This is a genomic window from Citrobacter sp. Cf136, assembly GCF_030333815.1.
GTDB classification, from domain to species: domain Bacteria; phylum Pseudomonadota; class Gammaproteobacteria; order Enterobacterales; family Enterobacteriaceae; genus Citrobacter; species Citrobacter freundii.
In genome coordinates, this window is the sequence record NZ_JAOWFE010000041.1 from 288874 (window position 1) to 303093 (window position 14220).

General features: G+C 49.1%; 14 protein-coding genes and 1 tRNA gene. 10 read left to right on the forward strand and 5 right to left on the reverse strand.

What is annotated here, in order from left to right:
- Positions 1-106: 106 nt before the first annotated feature.
- The 3 genes from OGV98_RS23105 to OGV98_RS23115 form a co-directional block, all read right to left on the reverse strand.
- Positions 107-409: a Rap1a/Tai family immunity protein gene (locus OGV98_RS23105; protein WP_225990927.1), complete on the reverse strand. Its 303-nt coding sequence runs from the start codon at positions 407-409 to the stop codon at positions 107-109.
- 476 nt (positions 410-885) lie between these two features.
- Complete coding sequence (locus OGV98_RS23110; RefSeq protein ID WP_003844487.1) at positions 886-1062, reverse strand: hypothetical protein; 177 nt, start codon at positions 1060-1062, stop codon at positions 886-888.
- A gap of 117 nt (positions 1063-1179) precedes the next feature.
- On the reverse strand, positions 1180-1470 hold the full coding sequence (locus OGV98_RS23115; RefSeq protein ID WP_044700468.1) for a SymE family type I addiction module toxin: 291 nt from the start codon (positions 1468-1470) through the stop codon (positions 1180-1182).
- A gap of 126 nt (positions 1471-1596) precedes the next feature.
- Here OGV98_RS23115 and OGV98_RS23120 point away from each other — a divergent pair, with 126 nt between their 5' ends.
- A complete protein-coding gene (locus tag OGV98_RS23120; protein ID WP_032937148.1) occupies positions 1597-1788 on the forward strand; it encodes a toxin-antitoxin system HicB family antitoxin in 192 nt (63 codons plus the stop codon).
- Between the two features lie 14 nt (positions 1789-1802).
- Here OGV98_RS23120 and OGV98_RS23125 read toward each other — a convergent pair whose 3' ends face one another.
- Both OGV98_RS23125 and OGV98_RS23130 read right to left on the reverse strand, forming a co-directional pair.
- The gene (locus OGV98_RS23125) at positions 1803-3602 is read right to left on the reverse strand and encodes a hypothetical protein (protein ID WP_198682976.1); all 1800 of its coding nucleotides are present in this window, start codon (positions 3600-3602) and stop codon (positions 1803-1805) included.
- A 118-nt stretch (positions 3603-3720) separates the two neighbouring features.
- Positions 3721-3815 (reverse strand) — tRNA-Sec (locus OGV98_RS23130).
- A gap of 290 nt (positions 3816-4105) precedes the next feature.
- Here OGV98_RS23130 and OGV98_RS23135 point away from each other — a divergent pair.
- From OGV98_RS23135 to OGV98_RS23175, 9 genes are all read left to right on the forward strand, one after another.
- Complete coding sequence (locus OGV98_RS23135; protein ID WP_057101843.1) at positions 4106-5488, forward strand: glycoside-pentoside-hexuronide family transporter; 1383 nt, start codon at positions 4106-4108, stop codon at positions 5486-5488.
- 10 nt (positions 5489-5498) lie between these two features.
- The gene (gene yicI / locus OGV98_RS23140; protein WP_143114215.1) at positions 5499-7817 is read left to right on the forward strand and encodes an alpha-xylosidase; all 2319 of its coding nucleotides are present in this window, start codon (positions 5499-5501) and stop codon (positions 7815-7817) included.
- 322 nt (positions 7818-8139) lie between these two features.
- Positions 8140-9693, forward strand: coding sequence for a BglG family transcription antiterminator (locus OGV98_RS23145; protein ID WP_003844519.1), 1554 nt, complete (start codon positions 8140-8142; stop codon positions 9691-9693).
- A 26-nt stretch (positions 9694-9719) separates the two neighbouring features.
- The gene (locus OGV98_RS23150) at positions 9720-10190 is read left to right on the forward strand and encodes a PTS sugar transporter subunit IIA (RefSeq protein WP_008786490.1); all 471 of its coding nucleotides are present in this window, start codon (positions 9720-9722) and stop codon (positions 10188-10190) included.
- 19 nt (positions 10191-10209) lie between these two features.
- Entirely contained in the window at positions 10210-10530 is a 321-nt protein-coding gene (locus OGV98_RS23155; RefSeq protein WP_003844521.1) for a PTS fructose transporter subunit IIB, read from the forward strand.
- A 26-nt stretch (positions 10531-10556) separates the two neighbouring features.
- Entirely contained in the window at positions 10557-11648 is a 1092-nt protein-coding gene (locus OGV98_RS23160) for a PTS fructose transporter subunit IIC (RefSeq protein WP_003837581.1), read from the forward strand.
- A gap of 11 nt (positions 11649-11659) precedes the next feature.
- Positions 11660-12511, forward strand: a complete 852-nt coding sequence (locus OGV98_RS23165) for a class II fructose-bisphosphate aldolase (RefSeq protein WP_044714187.1) — start codon at positions 11660-11662, stop codon at positions 12509-12511.
- Positions 12512-12591: 80 nt separating this feature from the next.
- Positions 12592-13452: a ketose-bisphosphate aldolase gene (locus OGV98_RS23170; protein ID WP_003024018.1), complete on the forward strand. Its 861-nt coding sequence runs from the start codon at positions 12592-12594 to the stop codon at positions 13450-13452.
- 49 nt (positions 13453-13501) lie between these two features.
- On the forward strand, positions 13502-14179 hold the full coding sequence (locus OGV98_RS23175) for a D-lyxose/D-mannose family sugar isomerase (RefSeq protein WP_279279131.1): 678 nt from the start codon (positions 13502-13504) through the stop codon (positions 14177-14179).
- Positions 14180-14220: the final 41 nt, after the last annotated feature.

The following is a 14220-nucleotide window of genomic DNA, read 5'->3' on the forward strand; positions in this document are numbered from 1 at the left end:
TGGTAATGGAAAAGCCGCTGATTAATGGGTCAGCGGCTTTATTTTTTGGGGAGGCGGTAGGTCGGATAAGCGTTAGCGCCATCCGGTAAATAAGCTGCGTACAGCGCTAGCTATTACTATTTTTGTTACAAGCAAGTTCTTTGCCCAAAGCAATCATGGCCAATTCAGAAGGACTGTATTTTGTTCGTTCTTTAGGATGGGTCTGGAGGTAATTACCAACAATATCAGCTTCCTGTCCAATGGTTATGCTTTCATTACAGATGATATTTTCTTTTGATAGTGTCCCCGCTACACCGGCAACAAAAGACATATACATCACTGCTGTCTGTTCATCCCGAACATTCAAATAATCAAAACCTTTCTCATACAACTGATAGCCGTGATAAAGCGAGTTGCCGTCGATATTCAATGTCGATTTTGCCAGTACAGGCGTTGAAAAAAGAGCAATAACAAGACAGGAATGGCAATTTTACTGATCATACGAGCACCAGCCGCCCTTATGGTGTGAGCCAGTACCGCCGTGCGGGTGTTCTCCTTTCGGGCATGCGAAAACAGTAGATGATGCGGTGATAGTGACGAGAGCGATAACCATTGCCATGAATACGTTTTTCATATGTAACCCAATAATCTAATTTATTAGAAACGAGGCTGTCCCTTCCTGATTAAAGAAAAAGGATGCCTGTGTATTTTTAGCGGGATTATAATATGGTGTTTATTGTGCTGTCATGTTTATCGTTTGGCATAGGCCATCAGGATAGTATTTTTATTATGATTTTTAGTGTAGTGGTTGAATGATTTCTAATGCGTTTCTGATTCATGGATAATGAGTTGCTGCTTCAAATATCATAATTATTGATTATTGCCCGTAAGTTTATAATGCTTTTTTCATTTATTAGGCTCCATTAATTCATCAAAGAAATTATCGCCGTTAACAATATTATCAGAATGAATATCACATTGTGCACATTGAATCTTGGCTTTCAGTAACTGAATTTTTATTTCTTCGACTTTTTCATCGTCGTCAATCGAAAAGATGGTGTCTGGTTTTTCGTGGTGATTCATTTGTTTGGGTTCCCGTTACACTTTGGCTTCATTTTCCAGGAGAGTAGGCCGGATAAGCGCAAGCGCCATCCGGCACCAAGTGAACCTGTAAGTACTGCTTGCAGGTTCAGCTGTACTTCACTGGAGAGTCGCCAACGTGCTCTCAATTCTTTTTAACTTCTGATTTGCTTCTTGCAGCTCATCCTGCAACCGTTGTTCCTGCTCGCCGTAGACCATCAGGACGATACAGCCATTCATCACTTTTACGCTAATCTGTTGCCCGGTATCAAACCCCGCTTCGCGTAGCCACTTGCCGGAAAGAATAATTTTGGGTGTGGATTTGTCGAAAACATTCGGGCGATATCCCACAATTACCGAACGCTCGGTTCCAGATTGGTCGGTGTCTGGGGTAGAATGCGAATCAGCCATAATCAACTCCTTGATAGTTGGTGAGGTTAGACGCTCCGGCTGTGTTCCCGCACAACGAGGCGTTGCTAGTGTAGTAGGCTTTTAGGTGGCCTCCTATGTAGTGAGAGTAATTGGATAGGTGGCCCCATGTCAATCATATCGCGCGAAAAAAAACCAAAAGGCGGCGGTCAGTCACCGCAGTTCAAAATGCGTATTGATCCGGCATTGAAGGAGCAGTTGGATGCAGTAGCTGCTGAAGAAGGGGTAAGTCTCGCCAGTTGGTTGAAGGAACTGGCGAGGGAGGCATTAAGAGCCAAGGGAATAGAACCTAACGGTTAGACATTTTCATAACCTCAATTATCATAAAGACCAATGATATGAAACTCTGCTCCAGAGGATTTTATTGCGTTATCTGAACTAACTAATAATACATCTAGCTGTCGCTTAATATTGTTATTTTGCGATTTTGTATAATAGCTCTTAGTTGTGTGAGGCTGTATAACTATTACTCTTGTTTTTATTTTATTAGGATTGGAATTTAAGGATGAAAGTTGCATCAGGAAATCTGAAGGCTGAATTGGTTTATTGTCGTGCCAACACATTTTATTTTGAGAGGTTGAAGCTCTATCTGTAAGATCTTGAATAAGATTTTTACGATTTGAATACCTGAGATTTTTAACTGCTTGACTTAAGACAATATCATGTGCACCTACTGATATTCTTCTGTTATGACTGCTACTATTAGCGGCTTTGATATGGATAAGAGAAATTATGGTTTTATCATTATAATCATCAATATGAATAAAGTCTGCTTTTTCACCAGATCCATCATCACAATACAGCCATCCAGTAGGTTTCTCGGTTGTATTAAAGTTTTCTGATGAATCCCAACGACTATTCCAACGATTTTTCACCCAACAAAAAAGAGAATTTTGCATTCCAATTTTTGTCAGATCTAGTTTATCTGCAATTAGCGGTTTCTCTTTACAAATATCAAATTTCTCGAAATCAGCCCAAATAAATCCATTATAAGATACATCTTTATAATCAGTTTTGAAAATCCAAGAATTAACTACTGCGTGTCCTGATTCGTACCAGCACTTGATAAACTCGGGATACTTGAATATTTTAGAATAATTATTTAGTATTTCTTTTTTTTGTGACACAGGTTGTTGATTATAAACTTCAAAGAAAACTTCATAATCTTTAACCGTTAGCCTTACACTGATTTCTCCGCAATGAACATTTTCATAAAAAACTTTCAACGAAAATGCTGAGTTCAAGATTGGGTAAACTTCTATTCTATATTTATTGGCGACTTTTCTCAGTAGATCAACTTTCGTAGGGCTCATTTCGTAAGTAACGAAGTCAGGATCAACTACAGAAAAATCATATGCGTCATTTACACCATTAAGTTCATTTATCGGACTTGCTAGAATACCTATTGGTGTCAGGTTGATTTGGTTATTAGCGTTTAACATGTCTAATATTTCTATAACGTTTTTTTCAAATGAATTCCAGTCTTTACATGGCCCTTTCCAGATCGATGATTTGAACGGGTTTAATCCTATGGTTTTATTATTACTTCCAATTTCAGTTCTAACTGCTGACATCATATATGATTGGTCTTCAAGAGGATCTAACGACTCCGCAACACTATTACCGCCTAAAACTTTTGAATCAGCCTTGAAAGTTGTTTTACCATGAATGCCAAGGAGCCAGAGCATTTTGATATTATCTTCATTGATAAATAAGTGATTTAAATGTGATATCTCCACAGGAAGCAAATTTGTTAGTGGCGAATTTTTGAAATGTTCCCTTATTGAATCCTTCATTCCTTTTTCTGAAAAGTAAAATGCTACATAACTTCCAAGGGAAAATGTTAGTGCAATGTGGTTCTCGATATCATGTATATCGTTTCTTTTAGTCCAACTGGGTATTTTATTTATTGAGTAAGGAGAGATAAATACGGTAGCATCGTTGATTGCTTCAGATTTAGTTAAGTATTGTTGTATATCTCCTTCATTATATATTTTTGTATCTATAATTTGCATTATAGAATTATGTAAATATTTAGCTGTGTAGTTTGATTTATTAAAGCCAATCAATATAGAAAAAAAAGGTGAAAGATGTTCCTTTTGAATATCGTCCATAACGATCTCATTCATTGTTTGCATGTAGAATGTAATAATTATATGAATTTTTGAAAAGATGTAGTGATGATTATCACAAAGGCAGGATATATGACATGCTTTGAAAAGGTGTCTATTTTGGCGGAAGATCACAGGAGTCGAACCTGCCCGGGAACGCTGGCGCCCCCAACTGGATTTGAAGTCCAGCCACCTCACCGGAGATGACGATCTTCCGCGCCTCGATTGCTACATGGAGGCGGGGCGCATTATAGCTACTTCCTGGGGTTTCCACACCCCCTCACTCACTTTTTTAACTTCCCTTTTGTCTTGCCATGATCGGTTTCATATAAATCCTCAATAAATCCGGTAGTTACATTTCATCACATTTTTCGACGCAACTCTGATCACAGAAAACAAGAATCGTAATTTGATAACGAGATATCGGAATACCCGCGCTCACAGGGATGGTTTACAAGAACTGTAACCGGTATCAGTGCGTGTGAAAGTGCTAACAAGGATGCGTAATGAAAAGTGAGATTTTGTCCGTTAAAGAGAAGATTGGCTACGGAATGGGCGATGCGGCGAGCCACATTATCTTCGATAACGTCATGTTATATATGATGTTCTTCTATACCGATATTTTTGGTATTCCGGCCGGATTTGTCGGCACCATGTTCCTGCTGGCCCGCGCGCTGGATGCTATCTCAGACCCTTGCATGGGACTGCTCGCCGACCGCACCCGGTCGCGATGGGGGAAATTTCGCCCGTGGGTACTGTTTGGCGCACTGCCGTTTGGTCTGGTCTGTGTGCTCGCCTACAGCACACCGGATCTCAGCCTGCATGGCAAAATGATTTATGCCGCAATCACCTACACGCTGCTGACCCTGCTTTATACCGTGGTGAATATTCCCTATTGCGCGCTGGGCGGCGTCATCACCAATGACCCCACGCAGCGTATCTCCCTGCAGTCCTGGCGCTTCGTGCTGGCGACGGCGGGCGGCATGCTCTCCACCGTGCTGATGATGCCGCTGGTAAATCTGATTGGCGGCGAGGATAAAGCGTTCGGCTTTCAGGGCGGGATTGCCGTGCTCTCGGTTGTGACGTTCCTGATGCTGGCATTTTGCTTTTTCACCACCAAAGAACGCGTGGAAGCGCCGCCGAGCAGCAACTCAATGCGTGAAGACCTGCGCGACATCTGGCAGAACGATCAATGGCGCATCGTCGGCCTGCTGACCATCCTCAACATCCTTGCTGTCTGCGTACGCGGCGGGGCGATGATGTATTACGTCACCTGGATTCTGGGCACGCCAGAAGTGTTTGTCGCCTTCCTCACCACCTATTGCGTCGGCAATCTTATCGGCTCTGCGCTGGCGAAGCCGCTGACCGACTGGAAATGCAAAGTCAGCGTCTTCTGGTGGACCAACGCCGCGCTGGCGGCCGTCAGTCTGGCGATGTTCTTCGTACCGATGCACGCCAACATTACCATGTTCGTCTTCATCTTCGTGATTGGCGTACTGCATCAGCTCGTGACGCCAATTCAGTGGGTAATGATGTCCGACACCGTGGATTACGGCGAGTGGTGCAACGGAAAACGTCTGACGGGGATCAGCTTTGCCGGCACGTTGTTCGTGCTCAAGCTGGGCTTGGCGCTCGGCGGGGCGCTGATCGGCTGGATGCTGGCAGGTGGGGGCTACGACGCCGCAGCGAAAACCCAGAACGGCGCCACCATTAGCATCATCATCGCGCTGTTCACCATAGTCCCGGCTATTTGCTACCTGCTGAGTGCCGTGATCGCCAAACGCTTCTACACCCTAAAAACCCCGTATCTGACTGAAATCATGAGCCAACTGGCGCAGGGCGCGCGCCGCAATCAGCAAGATTTCACGACGAAAGAATTACAGAACTAAGGAACCGATGATGAAAATTAGCGATGGAAACTGGCTGATTCAGCCCGGTCTGAACGTGATTAACCCGATTCAGGTGTTCGAGGTTGAACAGCAGGGCAATGAGATGATTGTCTACGTTGCGCCGCGCGATGTGCGTGAACGTACCTGGCAACTGGATACCCCATTGTTTACCCTGCGCTTCTTCTCGCCGCAGGAAGGCGTGGTCGGTGTGCGTATGGAGCACTTCCAGGGGGCGCTGGATACCGGTCCGCATTACCCGCTCAATGTGCTGCAGGATGTGAAGGTCGAGATGCGCAACACCGCTGAGATTGCCGAACTGAAGAGCGGTAACCTGAGCGTGCGCGTAACCAAAGGGGAATTCTGGTCACTGGATTTCCTGCGTAACGGCGAACGTATTACCGGCAGCCAGCTGAAAAACAACGGCTACGTGCAGGATACCAACAGCGGGAAAAACTTTATGTTTGAGCGCCTGGATCTCGGCGTCGGGGAAACGGTATACGGCCTGGGCGAGCGCTTTACCGCGCTGGTGCGTAACGGGCAAACGGTAGAAACCTGGAACCGTGACGGCGGCACCAGCACCGAGCAATCTTACAAGAACATCCCATTCTATATCACCAACCGCGGTTACGGCGTACTGGTGAACCATCCGCAGTGCGTGTCGTTTGAAATCGGCTCTGAGAAAGTGTCGAAAGTGCAGTTCAGCGTGGAAAGCGAGTATCTGGAATATTTCGTCATCGACGGCCCAACGCCGAAGGACGTGTTGAACCGTTATACCCAGTTCACTGGCCGTCCCGCGCTGCCGCCCGCCTGGTCGTTCGGCCTGTGGCTGACCACGTCGTTCACCACCAATTATGACGAAGCGACGGTCAACAGCTTTATCGACGGCATGGCCGAGCGCAATCTGCCGCTACACGTTTTTCACTTTGACTGCTTCTGGATGAAAGCCTTCCAGTGGTGTGACTTTGAGTGGGATCCGCTGACCTTCCCGGACCCGGAAGGCATGATCCGCCGCCTGAAAGAAAAAGGGCTGAAGGTCTGCGTGTGGATTAACCCGTATATTGGCCAGAAATCGCCAATATTCAAAGAGCTGAAAGAGAAAGGCTATCTGCTCAAGCGGCCGGACGGTTCCCTGTGGCAATGGGATAAATGGCAGCCGGGCCTGGCGATTTACGACTTCACTAATCCGCAAGCCTGTGAGTGGTATGCCAATAAGCTGAAAGGTCTGATGGATATTGGCGTTGACTGCTTCAAAACCGACTTTGGCGAACGCATTCCTACTGACGTTCAGTGGTTTGACGGTGCCGATCCGCAGAAAATGCATAACCATTATGCGTACATCTACAACGAACTGGTGTGGAACGTGCTGAAAGAGACTGTCGGTGAAGAAGAGGCGGTGCTGTTTGCCCGTTCAGCTTCGGTCGGCGCGCAGCAGTTTCCGGTGCATTGGGGCGGCGATTGCTATGCCAACTATGAATCGATGGCCGAAAGCCTGCGCGGCGGGTTGTCCATTGGTCTGTCCGGCTTTGGCTTCTGGAGTCACGATATTGGCGGCTTTGAGAATACTGCCCCGGCGCACGTCTACAAGCGCTGGTGTGCGTTCGGGCTGCTCTCCAGCCACAGCCGTCTGCACGGTAGCAAATCCTACCGTGTACCGTGGGCGTACGATGACGAATCCTGCGATGTGGTGCGCTACTTCACCGAGCAGAAATGCCGCATGATGCCGTATCTGTATCGCGAAGCGGCGCGCGCCAATGAGCTAGGAACGCCGATGATGCGCGCAATGATGCTGGAGTTCCCGGACGATCCGGCATGTGATTATCTCGACCGCCAGTACATGTTGGGCGATAGCGTGATGGTTGCGCCGGTGTTTAGCGAGGCGGGCGATGTGCAGTTTTACCTGCCGGAAGGACGCTGGACGCATCTGTGGCGTAACGACGAGGTGTCTGGCAGTCGCTGGCATAAACAGCAGCATGGCTTCCTGAGTCTGCCAGTCTACGTGCGCGAGAACACTCTGCTGGCGCTGGGCAGCAATAACCAGAAGCCGGACTACGCCTGGCATGAAGGAACCGCGTTCCAGCTGTTCCATCTGCAGGAGGGCCGGGAAGCGGTGTGTGAAGTGCCTGCGATGGACGGCTCGGTTATCTTCACGCTGAAGGCGACGCGTGTAGGTAATACCATCACTGTGAAAGGGAACGGTGAGGCACGTAACTGGACGCTGTGCCTGCGAAATATTCAGGAAATTGGCGGCATTAAATGCGGGTCGCATATGGGCAGCGAGCTGGGTGTAGTTATTACTCCACAGGGCAGTGAGCTGACGATTACCTTGTAAGCATGTGTCGAGGTGGTGCCGGATGCGTTTTATCCGGCCCACGCTGCGAGCAGCATTCCAGATCTGAAAATCCAAAACATCCTGAATTAAATTTTTATCTCTGCATATTTGCGAGCGGTATCACTCTGATTCCCGCGAAAAATGTGATCTGCGCCGTAAATATCTCACTATTTCCTCTTTTTGTCTTATTTCTGTCCGGATTACTGGACACGATTTAGTATTGTTGCCACATCGTAGTCCTCTTATATTTACCATCACGGATTACACGTGGAGCATAAGCGCTTCTTTAGCTATTTAATCTGGTGTGTGATAAGGGTAAATAATGCAAATGATTACCTCGCGACAAAACAGATTATTAAAGTTTCTTCTGTCTAAGAAGGAATATGTCACGCTGCTGAAAATTGCCGAGTATTTATCTGTTTCAGAGAAAACTGTGCAGCGCGATCTGCGCTTACTGGAACCCTGGTTATCAGAATGGAAAATAACCATCGATAAACGTGCTGGTGCTGGGGTGATATTAAGTTCCGATAATATTACCGACCTTTTATATATGGATCAGTTATTAGGATCGGAAGGTGATGATACTGACGGCATGATGAATAATTCACGGCGAGTCAAGATAGCCTCACAGTTATTAAGCGAAACGCCGCATGAAACGTCGATCAGTAAATTATCCGAACGTTATTTCATTAGTAGCGCATCGATTGTTAACGATCTGAAAGTAATTGAATCCTGGATTACCCCACTGGGCCTGTCGTTGATTCGCAGTCAGAGCGGCACGCATATCGAAGGCAGCGAGAGCGGTGTACGCCAGGCGATGGCGTCACTGATTAACGGCGTGATTAACCATAATGAACCTGGTAACGTGGTTTATTCACGCCTTGACCCGGGCAGTTATAAAGCCTTAGTGCATTACTTTGGTGAAGAAGATGTTTTATTTGTCCAGACGTTATTGCAGGAAATGGAGAACGACCTGTGCTGGTCTCTGGGCGAGCCTTATTACGTCAATATCTTTACCCATATTTTGATCATGATGTACCGCATCACGCGGGGCAATGCGCTGCCGAGAAAAGATGAAAATATCACCTCATGTGACGAGAATATTTTTTCCATTGCCAGCCGGATGATTCAGCATATTGAAAAACGCATTGCCCACCCGCTGCCGGAGGACGAAGTCTGGTTTATTTATCAATACATTATCTCTTCCGGCGTGGTAATTGAAGAGCATAACGACGTGAGCGTGATTGGCCATATGCACTCCAGCGACGAAGCGCGTTTGATTACCCATCGGTTGATTGCCTCCTTTGCCGAGATGGTCGACAGCGATCTTAGCCAGGACACGGCGCTTTATGACGGATTGCTGATCCACATTAAGCCGCTGATTAACCGCCTGAACTACCAGATCCGCATTCGCAATCCATTGCTGGAGGATATTAAAGGCGAGTTGCAGGACGTGTGGCGTCTGACCCAGTGCGCGGTGAATCGGGTGTTTAGCAGCTGGGGCGAGCGGGCCGTGTCGGAAGATGAGGTGGGATATTTAACCGTGCATTTTCAAGCCGCAATGGAGCGGCAGATAGCGCGTAAGCGCGTGCTGCTGGTCTGCTCAACCGGTATTGGCACCTCTCACTTACTCAAAAGCCGTATTCTGCGCGCCTTTCCGGACTGGACTATCGTCGGCGTGGTATCGGCAGGCAGCCTGCCCTCCGTACTGACTGACGATATTGAACTGGTGGTATCGACGATAAATTTACCTGCCGTTGCTATGCCGGTCGTGTATGTCACCGCCTTTTTCAATGATGCAGATATTAAGCGGGTAACAGAAACGGTTATTACGGAAAAATTACATCGGGCGACGTCGCTGGTCGTCGAAAATTAATGTCTGAACTCCATGAGGTATGATTGATGGACATCACGAAAATACTCAATACAAATCGCGTTATTTTGGACATGAAGGCCACAAGCAAAACGGAGGCTATTGAGGAACTGACGGATATTCTGCAAAAAGATGGGGCAATTAGCTGTCGGGAAACGTTTATTCAGGATGTCTGGCAGCGTGAATCAGAAGGCTCGACCGGCTTCGAAAATCATATTGCGATCCCGCACGGGAAATCCTCGGCGGTGGTCAATACCACGCTGGCAATTGGGCGTACCCGCCAGGATATTCCCTGGGAAACCCTGGATGGCAGCAACGTGCGCTGCATCATTCTGTTTGCCGTACGCCTTGAGGATCAAAACACTACACATATTCGTCTGCTTTCGCAGGTTGCCGGCGCGTTGGCGGATGACGACATTATTGAACAACTGTTAGTCGAAAGCAGTCCACAGAAAATTATTGAGCTTTTTAGCCAATATGCTGAATCCAATGTCTGCTAAATAAAAAGTGGAGCATGTTATGAATATTGTTTGTGTTGCCGCCTGTACGGCGGGTATTGCGCACACCTATATTGCCCGTGAGAAGCTAATTAAAGGTGCTAAAGCGCTTGGTCATAATATAAGAGTTGAAACCCAGGGAACTATCGGCACGGAGAACGAACTGCTGACAGAGGATATTTCTGCAGCTGATGTCGTAATTCTTGCTGTCGATGTCAAAATAAAAGGGGAGGAACGATTTTCAAATAAACGCATTGTGCGAGTGAAAACCGAAATCGTCATAAAATCGCCCATTCAGTTTCTTGAAAAGGTCGAAAAATCATTAGTTAATAATAACCAGTAGCGATCCTCATTCTGGAGGGATTTCACATGAGTGAAAATAAAATTCCGCTATCTCAGGAAATAAAAAGACATTTATTAACGGGGATTTCGTGGATGATCCCGTTAATTGTCGCCGCCGGGATCTGTATTGCTCTCGGGCAAATACTTGGCGGCACTAACGTGGGTGAAAAAACAGGAACCATACCCTGGATGCTCAACCAGATTGGCGGCTGGGGGATGGGGTTAATCGTACCGCTGATTAGTGCGGCGATTGCGTACTCCATTGCCGATCGTCCCGGATTTGCGCCGGGCCTGATTGTCGGCTTTGTTTGCGGCGAAATTCATACCGGTTTTATCGGCGGGATGCTGGGCGGGTTCCTGGTCGGTTATACCGTACTGCTACTTAAGCGCTATATCCGTTTGCCACAGTCGATGCAGGGGCTGATGCCCATCATGGTGTTGCCGGTACTGAGTACCGTCATTGGCGGCCTGTTGATGATGACGCTGATTGGCAAGCCGATAGCCTGGCTGCAGGACGCGTTGATTCATCTGCTGGAGTCCATGCAGGGCGGATCCCGCTTTCTGATGGGCGCTATCCTCGGTGCGATGGCGACATTCGACTTCGGCGGACCGGTGAATAAAACCATGTCGCTGTTTGCTGACGGCATGCTGGTCAGCGGTGTGTACGGTCCGGAAGCGGTGAAGTTTGTTGGTTCGATGATCCCTCCGTTCGGCATTACGCTCTCTTTCCTGCTGACGCGTCACAAATACACCCGTGCGGAGCGCGAGGCGCTGAAAGCGGCATTCCCGATGGGGATCTGCATGATTACCGAAGGGGTCATTCCGATTGCAGCGCGTGACCTGTTGCGCGTGGTGGGCTCCTGCGTGGTGGCCTCGGCGATTGCGGGCGGCCTGATTATGGTGTGGGGTGTCGAAAGCCCGGTACCGCACGGCGGCATGTTTGTGGTTCCGCTCTTTACGCATCCGCTGCTGTTTTGCCTGGCGCTGGGGATCGGCACAGTGATTTGCGGTGTCATGTTGTCGCTGTGGAAGAAACCGGTGACCGAGCGTGACGAAGAGTTTGATGAACTCAGCGATCAAAAATTGAAAGACGAAGAGATCACCTTCACCCTGGAATAACCGGAGGCCGTATGTTTGCCGATATGAAAAGCATGGTGACGAAAGCCTGGCGTGAGCAGTACGCGCTGCTGGCCATTAACTGCATGAACCTGGAAAGCGCCCGCGCGGCGGTTCGGGTGGCAGAGAAACACCGTGCGCCCATCATCCTGAATCTGTATCAGGGGCATCTGGAGCATTTTCCGGCCCCGATAGCCGCTGCGGTCGTCAAAACGCTGGCAGAGGAAGCCTCAGTACCGGTCGCGCTGGCGCTGGATCATGGAAAGGATCCTGTACGCATTCGTCAGGCTTTTCGCGCCGGATTCAGCGGGTTAATGATCGACGCCTCCGCCTTTGCGCTGGAGGAGAACATTCGCCAGACCCGTGCAGTGGTCGAGCTCGCAGCCAGCGTTTCTCTGTGCGTGGAAGGTGAGCTGGGTCATCTGGCCGATGCTCCGCGCTATGACCATGTGACTAACGTGGATTTGATGACTCAGGCCGCCGACGTGGAACCCTTTATCCAACAGACCGGCATCGATTTGCTGGCGGTGTCGGTGGGTACGGCACACGGCATGTACGCGCCGGGTATCACACCTGCTATTGATTTCCTGCGGCTGGAGGAAATAGCCCGGTTATCAACGGTACCTCTGGCACTGCATGGCGGCAGCGGGACGCCGTTTGATCAGCTACAGCGTTGCCCGACGTTTGGTGTCGCCAAGATAAACGTTGGTGCGGCGGTTTTCGAAGCCGGAAAAGCTGCGCTACTGCATACCCTGTGTCGTGACACATCCGGTGAACTCGTTAATGCCCTGGCCCTGATGGAACAGGCCTGCGAGGAAGCCATTATTCCGTACCTGCAGGCCAGCGGCGCTATCGGCAAAGCCTGATTCATTTTCTGTAACGCCTTCTATGCCTCTGCGATGACGCACTGGCAGGGCTTTCTACACCCTGAAACTGGAGAATTAACATGTTAGTTTCGATGAAAGAATTACTGCAACCTACTCGTCAGCACGGTTTTGCTATCGGCGCATTCAACGTGGCGGACAGCTGCTTTGTACGTGCAGTAGTGGAGGAAGCGGAAGCGACCAATACCCCGGCGATTATCTCTATTCACCCCAGTGAACATGATTTTGTCGGCGATGCGTTTTTTAGCTATGTCCGCGATATCACTCTGCGCAGCCCGGTTCCCTTTACTCTGCATCTGGACCACGGCGCTTCGGTTGAGCATGTACTGCGGGCGATTCAGTGTGGGTTTACCTCGGTGATGATTGATGGCTCGCTGCTGCCGTATGAAGAGAACGTGGCGCTGACCCGCGAAGTGGTCAAGCTGGCGCATGCGGTAGGTGTTTCTGTGGAAGGGGAGTTGGGTACGATTGGTCAGACCGGGACGTCAGTGGAAGGCGGCGTGTCGAAGGTTACTTATACCGATCCTGCTCAGGCAGAGGATTTTATCGCCCGAACCGGTGCAGACACGCTGGCGGTGGCGATTGGAACCGCGCACGGGATCTACCCGAAAGGGATGCAGCCAGAGCTGCAAATGAACATCCTGCGCGACATCGCCGGGCGTGTGGATATTCCGCTGGTGCTGCACGGTGGTTCCGCTAACCCGGATGCGGAAATTGCCGAATCCGTGACGCTGGGTGTTGGCAAAATCAACATTTCCAGCGATATGAAATATGCCTACTTCCAGAAAGTCCGCGAAATCCTGGCGAAAGAAACCTGGTGGGACCCGAACGTAATCTACCCAGAAGCCATTAGCGCCGCGCGTGACGTGATCCGCCACAAAATGAAATTGTTCGGTTCAACCGGCAAAGCATCACTTTACTAACGGCATGCAGGCGGGGCGACCCGCCTCTTTCGCAACAAGGAAAAGTGGAATGAAGCGTTCACATATTAATTATGCCGTCGATAAAGCGCATGCCATAGCCGAGACTTTTCGGGTCTGTCTGCCTGATTTTGCGTATTTTACGACCGATGCCTGGCGGCAACAGGATCAATCTCTGTGGCGTGAAGTGCGCGATCTCCAGCTGGGCTGGGATATTACCGACTTTGGGCGTGGAGATTTTGCGCAAACGGGACTGACGTTACTGACGTTGCGCAATGGCCAGCTAGGGTCAGCGGGTTATCCCAAACCGTATGCTGAAAAGATGCTGCAAATTCAGCAGGATCAGCAAACGCCATGGCATTTTCATCGCCATAAAATGGAAGATATCGTGAATCGCGGCGGCGGTGACTTATGTATGCAGCTGGCATGGGCCGCGCCTGATGACGGGTATGACGCACGGCGTATTGTTGAAGTTAGCGTCGATGGTCAGCGGCGTACCGTTGACGCTGGCGAGACGCTGGTATTGAAACCGGGACAGGGGGTGTGCCTGCCGCCGCGCTTGTATCATCGCTTTTGGGCGGAGAAGGCGTTCGTGCTGGGCTGGGAAATCTCGATGGTCAATGACGACCAGCATGACAACCACTTTCTGGAGCCTGGCGGTCGCTTCCCGGCGATTGAAGAGGATGAGCCGGTGAAGTGGCTGTTGTGCAGTGAATATATTCGCTTATGAGCGTGAGTAAGCCCGGTAAGCGAAGCGCCACCGGGCAATAA

Bases quoted from the DNA above. Each gene is read 5' to 3' on its own strand.
- OGV98_RS23110 (WP_003844487.1), bottom strand. From the start codon at position 1,062: ATGAATCACCACGAAAAACCAGACACCATCTTTTCGATTGACGACGAT.
- OGV98_RS23115 (WP_044700468.1), bottom strand. From the start codon at position 1,470: ATGGCTGATTCGCATTCTACCCCAGACACCGACCAATCTGGAACCGAG.
- OGV98_RS23120 (WP_032937148.1), top strand. From the start codon at position 1,597: ATGTCAATCATATCGCGCGAAAAAAAACCAAAAGGCGGCGGTCAGTCA.
- OGV98_RS23125 (WP_198682976.1), bottom strand. From the start codon at position 3,602: ATGGACGATATTCAAAAGGAACATCTTTCACCTTTTTTTTCTATATTG.
- OGV98_RS23135 (WP_057101843.1), top strand. From the start codon at position 4,106: ATGAAAAGTGAGATTTTGTCCGTTAAAGAGAAGATTGGCTACGGAATG.
- yicI (WP_143114215.1), top strand. From the start codon at position 5,499: ATGAAAATTAGCGATGGAAACTGGCTGATTCAGCCCGGTCTGAACGTG.
- OGV98_RS23145 (WP_003844519.1), top strand. From the start codon at position 8,140: ATGCAAATGATTACCTCGCGACAAAACAGATTATTAAAGTTTCTTCTG.
- OGV98_RS23150 (WP_008786490.1), top strand. From the start codon at position 9,720: ATGGACATCACGAAAATACTCAATACAAATCGCGTTATTTTGGACATG.
- OGV98_RS23155 (WP_003844521.1), top strand. From the start codon at position 10,210: ATGAATATTGTTTGTGTTGCCGCCTGTACGGCGGGTATTGCGCACACC.
- OGV98_RS23160 (WP_003837581.1), top strand. From the start codon at position 10,557: ATGAGTGAAAATAAAATTCCGCTATCTCAGGAAATAAAAAGACATTTA.
- OGV98_RS23165 (WP_044714187.1), top strand. From the start codon at position 11,660: ATGTTTGCCGATATGAAAAGCATGGTGACGAAAGCCTGGCGTGAGCAG.
- OGV98_RS23170 (WP_003024018.1), top strand. From the start codon at position 12,592: ATGTTAGTTTCGATGAAAGAATTACTGCAACCTACTCGTCAGCACGGT.
- OGV98_RS23175 (WP_279279131.1), top strand. From the start codon at position 13,502: ATGAAGCGTTCACATATTAATTATGCCGTCGATAAAGCGCATGCCATA.